General features: G+C 38.0%; 18 protein-coding genes. 13 read left to right on the top strand and 5 right to left on the bottom strand.

All coding sequences use genetic code 11. The features are described 5' to 3' along the window. The first annotated feature begins 7 nt into the window (after window positions 1-7). The 3 genes from CFK37_RS16570 to CFK37_RS16560 all read left to right on the top strand — a co-directional run bounded on the left by CFK37_RS16570 (window position 8) and on the right by CFK37_RS16560 (window position 1,118). A complete protein-coding gene (locus CFK37_RS16570; RefSeq protein ID WP_342746714.1) occupies window positions 8-223 on the top strand; it encodes a Spo0E family sporulation regulatory protein-aspartic acid phosphatase in 216 nt (71 codons plus the stop codon). A 197-nt stretch (window positions 224-420) separates the two neighbouring features. Then, window positions 421-579 carry an FbpB family small basic protein gene (locus tag CFK37_RS16565; protein ID WP_089062914.1) on the top strand — a complete coding sequence of 53 codons (159 nt, stop codon included), beginning with the start codon at window positions 421-423 and terminating at the stop codon, window positions 577-579. Between the two features lie 209 nt (window positions 580-788). Then, window positions 789-1,118: a hypothetical protein gene (locus tag CFK37_RS16560; protein WP_089062913.1), complete on the top strand. Its 330-nt coding sequence runs from the start codon at window positions 789-791 to the stop codon at window positions 1,116-1,118. A 214-nt stretch (window positions 1,119-1,332) separates the two neighbouring features. Here the strand turns inward: CFK37_RS16560 and CFK37_RS16555 are convergent, their stop codons facing one another. From CFK37_RS16555 to CFK37_RS16545, 3 genes are all read right to left on the bottom strand, one after another. Further along, window positions 1,333-1,818, bottom strand: a complete 486-nt coding sequence (locus tag CFK37_RS16555) for a YkyB family protein (RefSeq protein WP_089062912.1) — start codon at window positions 1,816-1,818, stop codon at window positions 1,333-1,335. Between the two features lie 115 nt (window positions 1,819-1,933). Continuing rightward, window positions 1,934-2,512: an SCO family protein gene (locus tag CFK37_RS16550; protein WP_089062911.1), complete on the bottom strand. Its 579-nt coding sequence runs from the start codon at window positions 2,510-2,512 to the stop codon at window positions 1,934-1,936. A 211-nt stretch (window positions 2,513-2,723) separates the two neighbouring features. Beyond that, window positions 2,724-3,575, bottom strand: a complete 852-nt coding sequence (locus CFK37_RS16545) for a metallophosphoesterase (RefSeq protein WP_089062910.1) — start codon at window positions 3,573-3,575, stop codon at window positions 2,724-2,726. A 197-nt stretch (window positions 3,576-3,772) separates the two neighbouring features. On the opposite strand from CFK37_RS16545, the gene fadH reads away from it, so the two are divergent. Continuing rightward, the gene (fadH, locus tag CFK37_RS16540) at window positions 3,773-4,540 is read left to right on the top strand and encodes a 2,4-dienoyl-CoA reductase (RefSeq protein ID WP_089062909.1); all 768 of its coding nucleotides are present in this window, start codon (window positions 3,773-3,775) and stop codon (window positions 4,538-4,540) included. A gap of 230 nt (window positions 4,541-4,770) precedes the next feature. Here fadH and trhA read toward each other — a convergent pair whose 3' ends face one another. Continuing rightward, entirely contained in the window at window positions 4,771-5,406 is a 636-nt protein-coding gene (gene trhA, locus CFK37_RS16535) for a PAQR family membrane homeostasis protein TrhA (RefSeq protein ID WP_089062908.1), read from the bottom strand. 225 nt (window positions 5,407-5,631) lie between these two features. Here trhA and cbpB point away from each other — a divergent pair, with 225 nt between their 5' ends. The 3 genes from cbpB to CFK37_RS16520 all read left to right on the top strand — a co-directional run bounded on the left by cbpB (window position 5,632) and on the right by CFK37_RS16520 (window position 7,967). Continuing rightward, window positions 5,632-6,087: a cyclic-di-AMP-binding protein CbpB gene (gene cbpB / locus CFK37_RS16530; protein ID WP_089062907.1), complete on the top strand. Its 456-nt coding sequence runs from the start codon at window positions 5,632-5,634 to the stop codon at window positions 6,085-6,087. A gap of 71 nt (window positions 6,088-6,158) precedes the next feature. Continuing rightward, window positions 6,159-7,649 (top strand): MDR family MFS transporter, encoded by a 1,491-nt coding sequence (locus CFK37_RS16525; protein ID WP_089062906.1) that lies wholly within the window; start codon window positions 6,159-6,161, stop codon window positions 7,647-7,649. Between the two features lie 75 nt (window positions 7,650-7,724). Further along, entirely contained in the window at window positions 7,725-7,967 is a 243-nt protein-coding gene (locus CFK37_RS16520) for a YkuS family protein (RefSeq protein WP_089062905.1), read from the top strand. Window positions 7,968-8,023: 56 nt separating this feature from the next. On the opposite strand, the gene CFK37_RS16515 is transcribed toward CFK37_RS16520, so the two are convergent. Then, window positions 8,024-8,851 (bottom strand): mechanosensitive ion channel family protein, encoded by an 828-nt coding sequence (locus CFK37_RS16515; protein ID WP_089062904.1) that lies wholly within the window; start codon window positions 8,849-8,851, stop codon window positions 8,024-8,026. 348 nt (window positions 8,852-9,199) lie between these two features. On the opposite strand from CFK37_RS16515, the gene CFK37_RS16510 reads away from it, so the two are divergent. The 6 genes from CFK37_RS16510 to CFK37_RS16485 all read left to right on the top strand — a co-directional run bounded on the left by CFK37_RS16510 (window position 9,200) and on the right by CFK37_RS16485 (window position 16,888). Further along, window positions 9,200-9,742: a peroxiredoxin gene (locus tag CFK37_RS16510; RefSeq protein WP_089062903.1), complete on the top strand. Its 543-nt coding sequence runs from the start codon at window positions 9,200-9,202 to the stop codon at window positions 9,740-9,742. Window positions 9,743-9,839: 97 nt separating this feature from the next. After that, complete coding sequence (locus tag CFK37_RS16505) at window positions 9,840-10,292, top strand: TlpA family protein disulfide reductase (protein ID WP_089062902.1); 453 nt, start codon at window positions 9,840-9,842, stop codon at window positions 10,290-10,292. A 394-nt stretch (window positions 10,293-10,686) separates the two neighbouring features. Then, entirely contained in the window at window positions 10,687-12,438 is a 1,752-nt protein-coding gene (locus tag CFK37_RS16500; RefSeq protein ID WP_089062901.1) for an ABC transporter ATP-binding protein, read from the top strand. A gap of 112 nt (window positions 12,439-12,550) precedes the next feature. Continuing rightward, window positions 12,551-14,293, top strand: a complete 1,743-nt coding sequence (locus CFK37_RS16495; RefSeq protein ID WP_425445390.1) for an ABC transporter ATP-binding protein — start codon at window positions 12,551-12,553, stop codon at window positions 14,291-14,293. A gap of 94 nt (window positions 14,294-14,387) precedes the next feature. Further along, entirely contained in the window at window positions 14,388-15,059 is a 672-nt protein-coding gene (locus CFK37_RS16490) for a potassium channel family protein (RefSeq protein WP_089062899.1), read from the top strand. Between the two features lie 107 nt (window positions 15,060-15,166). After that, the gene (locus tag CFK37_RS16485) at window positions 15,167-16,888 is read left to right on the top strand and encodes a pyruvate oxidase (RefSeq protein WP_089062898.1); all 1,722 of its coding nucleotides are present in this window, start codon (window positions 15,167-15,169) and stop codon (window positions 16,886-16,888) included. Window positions 16,889-16,905 lie beyond the last annotated feature (17 nt).

The following is a 16,905-nucleotide window of genomic DNA, read 5'->3' as shown; positions in this document are numbered from 1 at the left end:
ATCAGCTATGAGTGTGCGGGGAGGTAACCATTTAATTGAAATGAGGAAAATAGACATGCTGTTGGAAAGAATTGAATTTCTGCGTAACGAAATGGCAAAGGTTGCCTTTAAAAAAGGGTTCACAAGTAAAGAATCAATTATCATTAGCCAAGAACTCGATAAATTATTAAATCTGTATGATAGCGTCTTACTTAATGAAACAAAAAATAGCGAACATAATTAAACTTTATCCTAAGATAGCTTTGACAAGGTCTGGTATACAATTCATGTATATCAGTTTTTTTGTTTTAAGGTAGAAAGTGTATAAAGATGACTACTTAAAGAAAAAACGTTATTTCTTCACTAAATGTTCAAACAATTTTGATTTATCGATTTGGAAATAGGGTATAATAAGATTATAAAATAAAAGGAGTGAGGCAAATGCGTCCTAAGACTAGAAACTTCGAAGACCTCGTTAAACAATATAAACAAGAACTGCTTACAGATGAGAAGAAATTGTCTCAGATTGAAATGCGTCTCGAGAATAAGCAAACACAAAAGGAACAAAAAAAGCCAAGACGTTTTTCTTTTTATGATTGAACCAGGAACAATAGAATGAACTAAAAGGTAGAGTGATAGAAAAATGTCACTCTATTTTTAATGTCTTTCTTAGAGAAGTCTCCCTCTTCAAGCAACCCATCAAGGGTGGTAAGTGGTGGGTAGTTCATTGGTTTGATTTACTTGAGAAAAAGTTTAAACGCACCGCTACCTGGCGATAATGATGGTAAACGTAAGGGGGAATCCGCAGCATGGAAAAAACGATTGAATTATTAACGATAGGTGTTGGACCATATGGATTAATGGGATTGATTGTTTGTGGCGCATTCATTTGTTATCTCTTCATTAAGCCAGTTATACAGTGGTTTATTGCTTTAAAACAAGAACGTATATTGAGTTATATTATGTGTAGTTTACTGATATGCATATTTACAATTTCAATTGGATTTCTATTTTTCCAAGGTGACTACGTTTATCTACTAAAGATTACATTAGTATGCATGGCTCTATTTGGCGGTATTTTAGTTATTGTCCGGCTTTTACTATTTCTATTCCAAAGTATCTTTACAAAAAATGTATAAGGGATAAATTCATTTTAAAAAAATTGAGTTGCTTCTCATCAAATTGCAATTAACAAGTCAGGCCTCTTGTGAAGATTCAAACGACCTGCATGAGCTGCGTTAATATTCCCCCGAGCTGTGCACAAAAAAGCTTGTACAAAACCAAAGGGGTTCCCTACAAGCTTAGTCTGCCAGTTTGACAGGTTTATGAACAATAAATTCAAACAAATGTGGGCTATGATTCAAATTTACGATAAGATTTTGTTGGTGGCCATTCCATTTTCCCTAAAGATGAAGGCGTATAATACGCAGAAGTATATTTTCTGTTTCTAGGTTTTTTTCCCGGCTTCGGTGTATAGTTAATATAACGGTAAACTATTCGTTTCGCCTGTGAGAGTGACATTTTCGTTTGAGGATTTCGATATGATTGATCCAAGGTTCCCAGATGCTCAAGCTGATTGAAGTCATCTTTCTCCGGAGGGATATGGAAATAGTAGTTCTCAACTTTTATAAGTAATGTAGAATGTTGATTGCTGAATTTCGGATGGTCGGAAAAGTGAAGTCCAATTTTCTTAGCGCGATTTTCTGAGAGTAGCTTTTTAATTGCTTCTTTCTTAATATAGTATAAATGTTTAGGTTCTGGTGCGGTTTTTGCATGTCTATTAATAGTGTATAAAGCTCTTGCAAGTTCGGCAGAAGAGATGGATTTTGTTTTAGCCATAAGGATCCTCCTTTTCTATAATCGTCATGTCAACTCTATATTATCGTAAAGCTTGTCCATTTACAATAAGTGAGAGTCAAGAAAAAAGAAGCTGGGGAGAACCCAGCTTTTATACTTACTTCATTTCCTTGATGTCTTTTACAATTTTATCCATTTCCGCAGCCTTTATTCCTGAATAGCGTTTAATTGCATTTCCTTCCGGTGAAACAAGAAAGAAGCTGGTTCCATGCATTAATTGATCAGAATCTTTTACTTTTTCTAATGCGGATTTAAACGATTTGATTGAGAATTCCTTAATTGTTTGAAATTCATAACCTGTCAAAAAATGCCAGTTATCAAAAGATGCCCCATGGGATTTCCCGAATTCCTTTAAAGCTGATTTCGTATCCCGATCCGGATCAACACTGAATGAAACAAGCTGTACATCATCAAGTTCTGCTTCATTCAGTTTATCCTGAAGTTTAGCCATATTGGCAGTCATTGGCGGGCATACGGTTTCGCAATTTGTAAAAACAAAATCGGCTACCCAAAACTTTCCTTCGAGACTGCTCTTACTTACTTTTTCGCCATCCTGGTTAGTAAAGGAAAAATCTTGAACCTCATAGGAGAAATCCCCTTCATATTTATCACCACAGGCCGAAAGGATAAGGACAAACATCAATAATGGGATTGCTAATTTACCAATTCTTAACATATTTCAACCTCCGTATGAAAAGCACAAGCACCATCTAGCGGCATATGGCATGCTTCCTAAGCAACATCGGATATTCTTCCATACAGAAGAAACAGGTCAAGTAGCCGCTAGGGGCGCCGGAGCAAGACATAATTTCATAAAATATTCCTTACTATTTAGAAAATCGTTTCTAGCTTAGCATTTCTCATTAAAAAATACTATGGATATTCTGTTAACTATGGGTTGCTTTTAAAGTAAACACATAAATTTCAGGCTCGCATAGAAAACGATATGGTAATCTGGTGGTGCCGACTCCTTTTGTAACATATAGAATCAATTGACCCAATTGATATTTACCCTTTACGTATTTTTCAGCATATAACGGTGTATATAAATGTCCAATAATAGGTAAACGTACTTGTCCTCCGTGACTGTGCCCCGATAATTGGACATCCACAGGATAGTCTACCGTCTTGTCTGCAAAATCAGGCTCATGTGCAAGTAAGATTGTGAAAAGTGATGGATCTGCATTTTTTAAGGTTTTCTCCAGATTGGGATCACCCAGCATTACGTCATCTATTCCGGCCAGAGCAAATGATTCCTGCCCTTTTTTTATAGTGGTCTGCTGATTTTGAAGCAGCTTAAAACCTGATTGGTCCATAACGTTTTTTACGATATTTGTTCCATATCCTCCATGATCATGGTTTCCAAATATCCAGTATTTACCATGAGTTGCTTTTAACGATTTTAATATTCGTATTAATGTAGTGTTCCAATTGTACGAATTTGGAGCATCGACCAAATCACCTGTAAACACAATCAAATCTGGTTTTTGTTTGTTGATGGTCTGAACCAATTCCTCTAGTTGGCTCAAAGAATAATGAAATCCTATATGTGTATCCGAAAATTGTACAATTTTAAAGTTATCAAATTCGGAAGTAACTTTGTCCGAAGAAATGGTTTCCTCATGGATATCTAATAAACTTGGCTCTATTTCCCGAGCATAATAATAGGTTCCACCGCCCAAACCAAGAAATGCTAATAGACTACCAAATGACTTTTTTAAAAATGATCTTCTGTTCATGTAGTCAAACCTTTCTAATACTGATAATAGAATTATATCATGGATTATTATAATCAACACAATGCAAAAATAGATGTAAAAATATCGTAAAAGGCAGCACTTGTTCAAATTATCTGTTTACTTTTCACGCAGAAAGGAATATGCTAAGAACAATGAACTGAATAGTCATTCATTTTTGACGTGAGAGGGGAGAAACAATGGAGGATCAAACAGTTATTGTAACGGGAAGTTCAAGTGGAATGGGAAAGTTTATGGCCAAAAAATTTGTGCAGGAAGCTGCAAATGTTGTGATAACTGGCCGGAATAAGGAACGTCTGGAGAATACAAAAAAAGAGTTAAACCAAATTGGAACGGGAAAGGTTCTTGTTGTTCCAATGGACGTTCGAAATACGGAAGATGTAAAACAAATGGTAACGAAAACACTTGAGGAATTTGGCACAATTGACCATTTAGTAAATAATGCAGCAGGTAACTTTATTTGTAAGGCCGAAGAGTTGTCGTATAATGGGTGGAATTCAGTTATCGATATTGTATTAAATGGAACATTTTATTGCAGTAGCGAGGTGGGGAGGCATTGGATAGAAAACGGCAAAAAAGGCTCGATACTAAATATGGTCGCAACCTATGCCTGGAATGCCGGAGCCGGTGTTATTCACTCATCTGCAGCAAAAGCAGGCGTGCTGAATATGACCCGGACACTGGCAGTTGAATGGGGGTCGCAATATGGAATCCGGGTAAACGCTATCGCACCTGGACCAATCGAACGAACAGGCGGGGCAGACAAATTATTTGAATCAGAGAAAGCTGCCAAGCGTACGATTGGATCCGTTCCGTTAAAGCGACTAGGTAAACCCGAGGAAATTGCTGAGCTGGCTCATTTCCTGTTATCTGAAAAAGCAGCTTACATAAATGGTGAAGTAATCACAATGGACGGCGGCCAATGGCTAAACAAATTCCCTTTTTAGGCAGAAAAGCGAAGGCGACTGTTCAGAAGCGGACGCATAAGCAAGGGACTGAAGAACGCATGGTTTTGGCGTTCGAAGTGTCCATTGCTTATGACGGCAGCTTCTAGGAGCCGCAGCTGGACAAAGAAAAGCGAAGGCGACTGTTCAGAAGCGGACGCATAAGCAAGGGACCGAAGAACGCAAGGGTTTAAGCGTTCGAAGTGTCCATTGCTTATGACGGCAGCTTTTTATTAAATTACAAAATAAAATATCGTGAAAAAGTGAAAAGCAGAGCCCGCCAATACAAACAAATGCCACACGGCATGGTGATATGGAAATCCACGCCAAACGTAAAAAATTGCGCCTACGGTGTAAAACACACCACCCACTACTAAAAGGAGCAAACCTTTTTCATCAAACGCTTCTGTTAAAGGCCGCCAGGCGAAAACGATAATCCACCCCATTAGAATATACATAATTGTGGACAGCACAACAAACCTCTTCACAAAAAATATTTTAAATGCAACGCCAACTAATGCAATCCCCCACACAATTCCAAACAATAGCCAGCCGATTTGACCTTGAAGGACTATTAGTAGTAGTGGAGTGTACGAGCCGGCAATAAACAAATAGATGGATGAATGGTCGAAAATTTGAAAAATATCCTTCCATTTACCTTCAGGCAGACTATGGACGATTGTGGAGCATATATACATGAAAAACATAGTTAAACCAAATATCGTAACGGACATTGTTTGCCACGGATCTCCGTTTATTGTTGCGTAGGCAATCAACAGGACAAGTGCAACAATACTGAGTAACGCACCAATTCCATGTGTTATAGCATGGGCAATTTCTTCTTTTTTTGAAAATGTATGTGTCCTCATTTTAGAATTCACAATCCTTTTTAGATAATTTTCATGTTTTTAATGAAAAGCCTAAGCATGTGCAGGTCAGTTAACATATAAAGGTAGTAACTCCATATTAATTTAATTATTTAAATGTTGCTAGTCATTTAATTATGGTAGACTGAGAATGTAGATAGCTATTATTTACTCCTTTTGTTAGGATTATTATTCCTTAAGCACTTTTACAGATAAAGGAGCGTTTTTATGAGTACATTAAAAGACAAACAATTGACGGATATTACTGTTGAGGATTTATTGATACCATCTGAAAAGGTGGCTCATGTACAGTTGAACAACCCGCTTGAACATGCACTCCTGGTCCTTGTGAAATCAGGTTATTCTGCGGTTCCCGTATTAGACTCATCCTACAAATTGGTTGGAACAATCGGTAAAACTGTTATTTTAAATCAAATTTTGGGTCTTGAGCGGTTTGAATTTGAGAAGCTATCAAAGATGCGTGTTGAAGAAATAATGCATACAGACATCCCGTGTTTACGCAGAAATGATTCATTTTTAGCTGCTTTGAAGGCAGTCATCGATTTTCCATTCATTTGTGTGGCCGATACTGATGGTTACTTTGACGGCATTGTGACAAGACGTGCGATTTTAAAACAATTCAGCAGGGAGATTTATACAAAAAAACCTACAAATGAAAAGTGATAATTATTACCCTTGCCATTTTATTTATGACAAGGGTGTATTAATTTTGATAAGAGAAGTTGTGATACATAATGAATACATCTATACATAAAACACAAAAATTAAAACGACCTTTCATTTTGGCTTCCGTCATGCTAGGGATGTTTTTGGCTGCAATTGAAGGAACTATCGTCGCGACGGCAATTCCAAGTATTGTAGCAGACCTTGGTGGCTTTTCATTATATAGTTGGGTGTTTTCAGCATATTTGTTAACGAATGCAGCCACCGTTTTGATTTTTGGAAAACTGTCCGACATCTTTGGAAGAAAACCAATTTTTGTCGTTGGTGTTTCTATATTTATCATTGGTTCCATTTGCTGTGGTTTAAGTACCTCTATATTCATGCTTATTATAGCTCGGTTTGTTCAAGGGCTTGGAGCTGGTGCAGTTATGCCGATCGCAACAACAATTGTTGGTGATATTTATAATAAACAAGAAAGGTCCAAAATTCAGGGTTATTTATCCAGTGTGTGGGGGATATCCGCCGTCACGGGACCTTTGTTGGGTGGAATGTTTGTTGACTTGTTAAGCTGGAGATATGTCTTTTGGATAAATATCCCACTTGGGCTTTTAGCGATGCTTGGAATTATTTTGTTTTTACATGAAGATATTGAGAAAAAAGAGCGGTCCATCGATTACGGTGGTTCCATCCTGATTATGGTTGCTGTTAGTTCATTAATGTTTATCTTAGTTGAGGGTGGCATAAGCATACCGTGGAAATCGCCATTTATGTTTTGTTTGCTTGTTCTTGCAGGAGGCGGATTATATTTCTTTGTTTTCCATGAAAAACGGGTCAAGGATCCAATGATGCCATTTGATATCTGGAGGATTAAACTAATTCGGGTAGCAAATCTTACTACCTTAACAACAGGTATGATTCTTATCGGGGTTTCAAGTTACTTGCCTGCATTTGTCCAAGGAGTGATGGATCAGTCAGCTACCGTTGCTGGATTTACCCTGACAACAATGTCAATAGGATGGCCAATCGCGTCCACTGTTGCTGGAAGACTGCTCTTGGTCATTGGATACAGGGCCACGTCTTTAATAGGGGGACTGTCCTTAGTAATCGGAGCCATTTTCTTTTTTATTCTTACACCTGACATGGGACCAGTTTTCGCCGGTACAGGTTCCTTTTTCATAGGTGTTGGAATGGGTATGAGCAGCACTTCCTTTATTGTGGCAATTCAGAGTACCGTGAACTGGGAGAGAAGGGGAATTGCAACGGCAGCTAATATGTTCATGCGTTCATTAGGAAGTGCGGTAGGTGCTGCATTACTTGGCGGCATACTAAATAGCCAGATTCAGTCCTATCTTGCGAATAATGGACTAGAAAATAAAATTTCGGTGGATACAGCAAATCAAATTTTAGCATCTGACCAGCAAAGTGGTCTTTCAGAGTCGGTGAAAGCCGTTTTGCGAGATGGATTAACATCAGGCCTTCACTATGTTTATATGGGTTTACTACTCCTGGCCGTAATAACCTTAGTGTTGATAATATTACTGCCAAAAAAAGAAAATGAATAACGCTTTTCCTGTATACCTTTTTACTTTTTGTGAAAACTAGGGTGGGAGTAAGTATGTATATAGGAGGTAATAAGAATGGCGCGAATTGGTGTTGAAGGAACACTTACGGATGTTAAAAGTGCATTAAAGGAAAAGGGCCATGAGGTAATAGATTTACATTCCGAAGAAGATACTGGCCAATGTGACTGTTGTGTAATCTCTGGTCAGGACAAAAACGTTATGGGAATGGCCACTGCCAGTATTGCCGGCCCAGTTATTAATGCGGATGGATATAATGCCGAAGATGTTTGCCAGATGGTCGAACAAAAATTGGGATAAAAAAATAAACCCAGCTCATAACATGAGCTGGGTTTATTTTTTAATTTAGACACTTTTTATATATTTACCTGATGTGGGTAAGGGACCTTGATATCTGCTTCATCAAAAGCTACCCTGATACGCTTGCGCATATCCCGCTCACATCCAAACTGTTCTCCATTTACGGTTTGTCCGACAACCCGAAGGATAACATCTGATGTTCCCAAACCCTGTACTCCTAATGCATTGGGGCCATCCTTAAAGCGTTCATCCTCCTGAAACTCTGCACAAACCTGTTCTAAAACAATAATTGCCTCGTCAATATTATCTTCATAGCTTATGCCAATATCAACTAATGCCCGCATGTTTCCGCGTGAGTGATTGGATACCCCCTCTAAAAGGCGGTTTGGAACAAAGTTCAACGTTCCATCAAAACTTCGTATCTTAGTTGTGCGTAAGCCTACTTCCTCCACTATTCCGTCATAACCGGCAGATGTTATATAATCATCTATTTCAATTTGACGTTCTAATAAAATGAAAAAGCCTGTCACAATGTCACTGACCAGACCCTGTGCACCAAATCCTATTGCCAAGCCTATGATTCCGGCACCAGCAAGTAATGGTCCCAAGGGTATGTTAAAGATTCCAAAAATCATAATAATAAAAACAAAAATCATCACATACGAAAATACATTAATCAATAATTTTTCCAGAGTTTTAACACGACCGGGGGATAGTTTCTGGTTGTTTCCCGCTTTTTGAATTGTTTTTTCAATGATTTTTTTCCCAATTGGTACAAAGATAATAAAGGCCAAAATTACTAATCCGATCTGTAGGACAGTAGGAATTACATCGGATAGTATTCCACCAATATCAATGTTAAGTCCATTCTTGAATATGTCCATATAAGGCACCTCTCTTGTTGAATTCTATGGTTGTTATGATATCGAAACCAAGTAGTCAATTCAACTAATTGCTATTCGTGTGAGAATCAGTTACTTATAATGGACAAAGATAAAAGGTTAGTGTTAGGGTAATAATTGTGCAGATAACCGGTTATGGGAGATCATCTTTTTTGGTTTAGGGACCGTTTGTACGGGTTATACTTAATATTGGATGGAAAAAATAGTGACCAAGATGTGACAAAGGTGCATTCCTTTTTAAATTAATTATTAATTAATATTGACTAAAATTAAGAGGTTGCCTATAATCATTATTGGATATTATTTAATTAAAAGTTGGAGGGATTTTTGATGGCAGATAGAATGGTAGGAAAACAAGCACCACGTTTTACAATGGATGCTGTTATGCCAAATAAAGAATTTGGAAAAGTAAACTTGGAAGAAAATATGAAAAATGATAAATGGACTGTACTTTTCTTTTATCCAATGGATTTTACATTTGTATGTCCAACTGAAATCACTGCAATGTCAGATCGCTTTGATGAATTTGAGGATTTGGATGCAGAAGTAATTGGAGTTTCAACCGATACAATTCATACACATAAAGCATGGATTAACACTTCCCGTGATGATAATGGTTTGGGTGAATTACAATATGCGTTAGCAGCGGACCATAATCACAGTGTTTCTAAAGATTACGGTGTATTAATAGAGGATGAAGGTGTAGCTTTACGTGGATTGTTCATTATCAACCCTGAAGGTGAACTTCAATACCAAACTGTTTTCCATAACAACATTGGCCGTGACGTGGATGAAACATTACGCGTATTACAAGCACTTCAAACTGGTGGTCTTTGCCCAGCAAACTGGAAACCAGGCCAGGAAACACTATAATTTTAAATTGCGTAACATATAAATATTGTAGCTGACTCTTTAATAAGAATATTGCTGAGTCAGCTTTTTCAATAAGACAATAGTGGAGGTAGTACTTATGAAATTACGTGCCGATATGCCCGAATTGGATGGGGCAACAGAATGGTTCAATAGCAATCCGATAAACAAAAGTGATTTAATTGGCAATAAACCCACTTTAATTCATTTTTGGTCAGTAAGCTGTGGGTTATGTAAGGAAGCAATGCCAAACGTAAACGAATTTCGCGACGAGTATAAAGATGAGTTAAATGTTATTGCTGTTCATATGCCACGTTCGGAAAAGGACTTGGATTTAGACCAAATAAAAGAAGTAGCGGATGAACATGATATTACTCAACCGATTTTTGTGGATAATCAACATAAATTAACTGATGCATTTGATAATCAATATGTCCCTGCTTACTATGTTTTCGATACAGACGGTAAGTTAAGACATTTCCAGGCAGGCGGCGGTGGCATGAAAATGCTTCGCAAGCGCGTCAATCGTGTGCTAGGCACCACGGAAAAATAAATTACATCATTGAAAAACACTTCCTGCAGTTTGCTTGCAGGAAGTGTTTTTTCTGTTTAAGAATAAGGCTGTCTTTCCTCTGACACAAAATCCATAAACTACGAAGTAACTATAGGAGTGTAAGTTCACCGCTACGGAAAAATACTTTCCATGGCCAGTTGATGAGCCTCCTAGAGAGGCTGAAGCCGTGCCCTGAGGTGGGCAACGATCCGCAGTGGAAAACAACCTAGCGCATACGTCGATTTTTATCGATTGCAGCGATAGAAAATGCTAGGCGAAAGCGGGCAAAAATAATTATAAAAAACTTTCAAAAATTAAGCAAAATGAGTGGATATTTATTTCGGAACCCGTTATATTAGTAATTACGGAAAACAACTAAGGAGGGAAAACTGGCATGAAAACTTTCAAAAAACTGAAACAATTCTACTGGCCTTTTCGAAAATACTTTTTCACTTCGTTATTATTTTTAGTAATCGTAACCGCTAGTACAGTGGCATATCCAATCATCCTTCAGAAAACCATCGACGAAGTAATCCTAAAAGATCAGTATTCACTTATCCCATACATTGCCGCAGTATTTTTACTAATCATGATTGTTAAAGGTTTTGCTACCTACTTTCATCAATATTTGGGTGAATTATTTGGTATTAGGTCTGTTTATACACTAAGGGACGCACTGTATGAAAAGTTACAAGTGTTATCATTTAAATATTATGATAATGCGAAAACGGGGGACCTTATGTCAAGATTGACAGCAGATGTTGAAGGGTTTCGTTTTTTTCTATCAGGTGGATTTGCCGAGCTTCTCCGTATTTTAGTTTTAATTGTTATTAGTCTATGTGTCATGCTATTTTATTCTGTTCCGTTAGCATTAGTTACGATGGCTGCAATGCCATTTCTTGCGGTTGTAGTATTTCGCTTTGACAAGCGTGTTCATCCTGCATTTAGGGGAATTAGAAAATCATTTGGACGATTAAATACGCGTGTACAAGAAAACATTAGTGGGATGACTACAGTTAAATCCTTGTCCCGTGAGGACTTTGAGATTGACAGATTTTCTTCAAATAATAATAACTACCGGCAGCGTTATTTAGATACCTCATTACTTTGGGCAAAGTATTTTCCGCTAATGGAATTTATCGGGAATGTTTGTGCTGTTTCTTTACTTGCCTTCGGTGGTTATCTAGTAATCAATGGTCAATTGAATTTGGGTGAACTGGTTGCTTTCTTTAGTCTGGTTTGGTACATTTTGGGACCATTGATGGACATTGGGTTTGTTGTCAACATATTTTCCCAGTCAAAGGCATCAGGTGAACGACTGTTGGAAATTTTAGATGCAGAAGAGGATGTCAAAGAAAGCGCGCGTCCAATAGATTCACCGATTAAAGGTCATGTTACCTTCAACGATGTTACATTAACTTACACAAAGAATGACGATTCAGCACTTAAAAACATCAGCTTCGATGCACCAGAAGGAAAAGTGATTGGTTTAATTGGTGCGACTGGATCGGGGAAAACAAGTATTACACAGCTAATTACACGATTCTACGAGCCTGAAAAGGGGGAAGTTCTAGTTGATGGAATCCCAGTAGAAAATTACAAATTTAAGACGCTTCGCAGTCATATAGGATTTGTGTTACAGGAATCATTTTTGTTTTCCACAAGTATCAGAGAAAATATTGCGTATGGAAATCCCGATTTAAAAGAAGAGCAGATTATCGATGCAGCAAAACGGGCCCAAGCACATGACTTCATAATGGAGATGCCTAAAGGTTATGATACGATGCTTGGTGAGAGGGGCATGGGACTTTCCGGCGGTCAAAAGCAGAGGATTGCGATTGCTAGGGCTATTTGTATTAATCCTAGTATTCTTGTGCTTGATGATGCCACGTCTGCAGTAGATATGGAGACTGAATTTAAGATTCAAAAAGCATTAAAAGAGGTAATGAAGGGTCGTACAACATTCATCATCGCCCATCGTATTTCTTCATTAAAGCATGCTGATGAAATCCTCGTATTGGAAGACGGGGAAATTGTTGAGCGGGGAACACATGAAATGTTAATAAATAATCACAGTGTATACCAACGGATTTATGATATTCAATACCAGGACCGTGATGTAATCATGAATGTAGCGAATCACTAAGGGGGGAAAGAAGTTGGCTAAATCGAGTGAGCAGATTAATAAAAACCGTCATCTAAAGCGGTTTCATTATACAGTTGATCAGGCAGTAGAAAAACCGTTTAACTGGCAGCAAATGTGGAGATTATTAGAGTACTTAAAACCATATTCAAAAACCTATTTACCTGGTGCAATCATCGCAATGCTTGTTTCTACAGCAGTCCGATTAACTGTCCCAATTCTAATAGGTAAAGTTGCAATTGATGTTGCGATAAGTAATAAGGATACGGGAATGCTGACCAATTTGGTAATTCTAATTGGCGTACTTTATCTAATTAATTATATTGGCAATATTTTTCGGATTAAATGGGTAAACATTCTTGGCCAGGGTGTGATTTACGATTTACGCAAACATTTATTTTCCCATGTACAGCGATTATCACACCGCTTTTTTGATTCGAGGTCAGCAGGATCCATTTTGGTTCGAATTATGAATGATATTAATTCATTGCAGGAGTTATTTACCAACGGGATAATCAATTTATTGATGGATATCATATCGCTAATTGGAATTGTTGTTATCTTACTTGTATTAAGCCCGAAACTGGCTCTTGCTATTATGGTAATACTGCCAATTATGTTTTATATATCTACTAAGTTACGCCGGAATATAAGGAGGGCTTGGCAGAATGTCCGTATTCAACAATCCAGAATGAATTCGCACTTGAATGAAAGCATTCAAGGAATTCGAATCACACAATCATTCTCTCAAGAGAAAGAGAATGCAGCATTTTTCAATGGTGTTAATACGGACTATTTTCAGAGCCTGCGGATGGCAACCAAAAAGAGTGCATTATTTCGGCCATTTGTTGAAATGAGTAATGCGATAGGCACTATCATTCTAATAACATATGGAGCCTACTTAATTATTATTGGGGTCGAAAATGGTGGAATAGCGGTTGGGGAATTCGTGACTTTTGCCTTTTACCTCGGCATGTTCTGGGAGCCAATTTCACGGCTTGGGCAAATGTATAATCAATTGTTAATGGCGATGGCAGCTTCAGAGAGGATTTTTGAATTCCTTGATGAACAGCCTAACGTTAGTGAAAAAGAAAATGCATACCAATTGACTGATATGAAGGGTCATATTGAATTTGAAAATGTTCAATTTTCCTATGATGCTGATCGTATTGCACTGCACGAAATATCCTTAGATATTAAACAGGGTCAAACAATCGCACTTGTTGGTCACACAGGCAGTGGTAAATCAACCATCGCGAACCTGATTAGTCGTTTTTACGATCCAACAAAAGGCGCGGTTAAAATTGACGGCCATGATTTACAGGATGTTCAATTAGATACTTTACGCCAACAAATAAGTGTGGTCTTACAGGATACGTTTATTTTTTCAGGAACAATCATGGAAAACATTCGGTTTGGGCAGCCTACAGCAACAGACGAGCAAGTAATCGAGGCTGCTAAAGTTGTTGGGGCAGATGAGTTTATTGGCCGACTTGCTGATGGTTATGCAACGGAAGTGGAGGAGCGGGGTAATATCCTATCGGCCGGTGAACGCCAGCTCCTATCATTTGCCCGTGCCCTTCTGGCAGATCCGAGAATTCTCATTTTGGATGAAGCAACAGCCAGCATTGATACTGAAACTGAGGTGAAAATACAAAATGCATTAAAACGATTATTAAATGGGAGGACTGCTATTATTATTGCGCACCGTCTTTCAACAATTCGTGAGTCGGATACAATCTATGTGCTCGAGCAAGGCAAAGTACTGGAATATGGAAGCCATGAACAGCTTATGGAGCATAGAGGCGAATATTTCGGATTGATTAAATCGCAGTTTCAAATGCTGGAGGTTATGTAGGGAATGGATGAAGGGAAATAGCCGGGCTATTTCCCTTCATTCATTATTGTGATAAACTTATTTGAAAAGTATGGTGAATGATGGAGGAAATAGAATGAAACGTGAATTTGCAGTAATAGGTCTGGGGCGGTTTGGCGGCAGTATTTGCCGTGAATTAAGTGCAGAGGGCATGGAAGTACTGGCGATAGACAGTGATGAAGATAAAGTGAATGAGTTCAAAAATATCGCATCACATGCCGTTATTGCTGATTCGACTGATGAAGCTACCTTAAAAGAATTAGGAATTAAAAATATCGATCATGTAATAGTTGCAATCGGGGATAATATTCAGGCAAGTATTCTAACTACTGTAATTCTTACAGATTTAGGTATAGGGAAAATAACGGTGAAAGCGCAAAATGATTACCATGAAAAAATTCTGAACAAAATTGGGGCAGACCAAGTTGTTCACCCGGAAAGAGACATGGGTAAAAGAATTGCTCATAACATTATATCAAGCAATATTTTGGATTATCTTGAACTGTCTGATGACCATAGTATCGTGGAGGTTAAAGTAGGTAAGAAGATGCTTGGCAAAACTATGATTGAACTCGATATTCGTGCTAATTACGGATGTAACGTTGTTGCTATTAAACGTGATAAAGAAATCAATGTATCGCCTAGTGCCGATGATAAGCTCCGTGAAAATGATATACTAATTGTGATTGGTTCTGACAAAGATATTTCCCGGTTTGAGAAACATCTGGTAATTGAAGAACGTCAGTAAATATTTTGGATAAAACCTGTATTTTTAATTACAGGTTTTTTTTATTGGCATTAAGGAAATAGTAATTAAGGAGGTACATAAAGATTTTACTGAAAGGGTGAAATAATTTGTTCGAAAAACGTGCTGGAGAAATATTAATCGATCAACTAATTGAATGGGGGGTAGACCATATCTATGGAATGCCAGGGAATTCAATTAACGAATTTATAGATGACTTACGAAAAAGAGAAGATGATATCGACTTTTTACAAATCCGTCATGAAGAGGTTGGTGCACTGGCTGCATCCTCTTATGCAAAGCTTACTGGTAAGCTTGGGGTCTGCTTGTCGATAGCTGGCCCGGGTGCGACGCATTTAATGAATGGTTTATATGATGCTAAAAAAGATAAGGTACCGGTACTTGCTATAGTAGGACAAGTTCCAAGTACTGCTGTGGGTACAGATGCCCATCAGGAAATTAACCTGGAACGCATGTTTGATGGAGTTGGTGTTTTTAATCGACGTGTTGAATCGGCATATCAACTTCCGGACATGCTTAACATGGCAATTCGGGAAGCGTATGTCCAGAAGGGGGTATCTGTCTTAATCGTTCCGGATGATTTGTTTGCCAAAAAATTAAAGAACGATAAAAGGAAAACAAGTGAGACGCGTGTGTATCCCACTATAACACCAGACCAAGAAACGGTTGAACGTACCGTCAGCATGATAAATAATGCGAAAAAGCCTGTTATTTTGGCTGGTAAAGGCGCGAGGGACAGCAGGGAGGAACTGGTCGATTTTGCTGAAAAAATTAAGGCACCTATCGTGTTAAGTTTGTTGGGTAAAGGTACAATACCGGATTACCATGAACTCAATTTAGGCCAGCATGGACAGATAGGTACTAAGCCGGCGTTTGAGGCAGTAATGAACACAGACATGCTCATATTGATTGGGACCACATTCCCTTACCGGGACTACTTGCCTGACGATGTAAACGCCGTTCAAATAGAAATAAAACAAGATGATTTAGGCAAGATTTACCCAATTAAAGAGGGGTTATGTGGTGATGCAAAACATATACTGCCGAGATTGACTTCGCTTGTATCAGAGGCAAAATCTGACGAACACCTTAAATCTTACCAGGAGAAAATGAAAAGATGGCATATTCATATGCAGGAAATGAAAAAAGAAACAACGAATCCAATTCATGGCCCACAGGTTATGTATGCATTAGAGAAAAATGTGGAAAAAGATGCAGTCATTTCATGTGATGTTGGAAACGTAACCGTTTGGACAACGAGATTCTTTCCATTTACAAATCAGAAATTTGTTATATCCGGTGCATTAGCTTCAATGGGTTCCGGAATACCCGGTGCAATCGCTGCTCAAAGAGCATATCCGGATAAGCAGGTGGTTGGAATATGTGGTGATGGTGGATTTACGATGGTAATGCACGATTTCATTACAGCAGTAAAATATGATATGCCGGTTAAGATTGTCGTATTAAATAATAGCATGATTGGCATGATTAAGTATGAACAGCAAACAAAAGGAAATTTAAATTATGAAACTGATTTGGGTGCGGTTAATTTCGCCAAATTTGCTGAATCCTGCGGTGGGGAAGGGTACCGTATTGAAAAATATGAGGAAATGGAAACCACCATGAAGCAGGCATTTCTGTCAAAAAAACCCGCAGTTATTGATGTTGTAATAGAAGATATGGCACCATTACCTGGCCAAATAACTTATGACCAAGCAGTTAGTTATGGTGAGTATTTAATGAAGGAATTCTTTACAAATGGAAAAGTAGAGTTTCCGGATCTTGAAAGAACTGCCCGAAGACTACTTTAATTAAGCAGGCCATTTTT

The sequence above is a fragment of the Virgibacillus phasianinus genome, from assembly GCF_002216775.1.
GTDB classification, from domain to species: domain Bacteria; phylum Bacillota; class Bacilli; order Bacillales; family Amphibacillaceae; genus Virgibacillus_F; species Virgibacillus_F phasianinus.
The sequence above is the reverse complement of the archived record's forward strand: the minus strand, read 5'-3'. Positions and strand labels throughout refer to the sequence as shown.

Excerpts from the sequence above, each read along its gene's own strand:
- CFK37_RS16570 (WP_342746714.1), top strand. The coding sequence starts at position 8 with ATGAGTGTGCGGGGAGGTAACCATTTAATTGAAATGAGGAAAATAGAC.
- CFK37_RS16500 (WP_089062901.1), top strand. The coding sequence starts at position 10,687 with ATGAAAACTTTCAAAAAACTGAAACAATTCTACTGGCCTTTTCGAAAA.
- CFK37_RS16550 (WP_089062911.1), bottom strand. The coding sequence starts at position 2,512 with ATGTTAAGAATTGGTAAATTAGCAATCCCATTATTGATGTTTGTCCTT.
- CFK37_RS16520 (WP_089062905.1), top strand. The coding sequence starts at position 7,725 with ATGGCGCGAATTGGTGTTGAAGGAACACTTACGGATGTTAAAAGTGCA.
- trhA (WP_089062908.1), bottom strand. The coding sequence starts at position 5,406 with ATGAGGACACATACATTTTCAAAAAAAGAAGAAATTGCCCATGCTATA.
- CFK37_RS16515 (WP_089062904.1), bottom strand. The coding sequence starts at position 8,851 with ATGGACATATTCAAGAATGGACTTAACATTGATATTGGTGGAATACTA.
- fadH (WP_089062909.1), top strand. The coding sequence starts at position 3,773 with ATGGAGGATCAAACAGTTATTGTAACGGGAAGTTCAAGTGGAATGGGA.
- CFK37_RS16560 (WP_089062913.1), top strand. The coding sequence starts at position 789 with ATGGAAAAAACGATTGAATTATTAACGATAGGTGTTGGACCATATGGA.
- CFK37_RS16565 (WP_089062914.1), top strand. The coding sequence starts at position 421 with ATGCGTCCTAAGACTAGAAACTTCGAAGACCTCGTTAAACAATATAAA.
- CFK37_RS16495 (WP_425445390.1), top strand. The coding sequence starts at position 12,551 with ATGTGGAGATTATTAGAGTACTTAAAACCATATTCAAAAACCTATTTA.
- CFK37_RS16545 (WP_089062910.1), bottom strand. The coding sequence starts at position 3,575 with ATGAACAGAAGATCATTTTTAAAAAAGTCATTTGGTAGTCTATTAGCA.
- CFK37_RS16510 (WP_089062903.1), top strand. The coding sequence starts at position 9,200 with ATGGCAGATAGAATGGTAGGAAAACAAGCACCACGTTTTACAATGGAT.
- CFK37_RS16555 (WP_089062912.1), bottom strand. The coding sequence starts at position 1,818 with ATGGCTAAAACAAAATCCATCTCTTCTGCCGAACTTGCAAGAGCTTTA.
- cbpB (WP_089062907.1), top strand. The coding sequence starts at position 5,632 with ATGAGTACATTAAAAGACAAACAATTGACGGATATTACTGTTGAGGAT.
- CFK37_RS16505 (WP_089062902.1), top strand. The coding sequence starts at position 9,840 with ATGAAATTACGTGCCGATATGCCCGAATTGGATGGGGCAACAGAATGG.
- CFK37_RS16525 (WP_089062906.1), top strand. The coding sequence starts at position 6,159 with ATGAATACATCTATACATAAAACACAAAAATTAAAACGACCTTTCATT.
- CFK37_RS16490 (WP_089062899.1), top strand. The coding sequence starts at position 14,388 with ATGAAACGTGAATTTGCAGTAATAGGTCTGGGGCGGTTTGGCGGCAGT.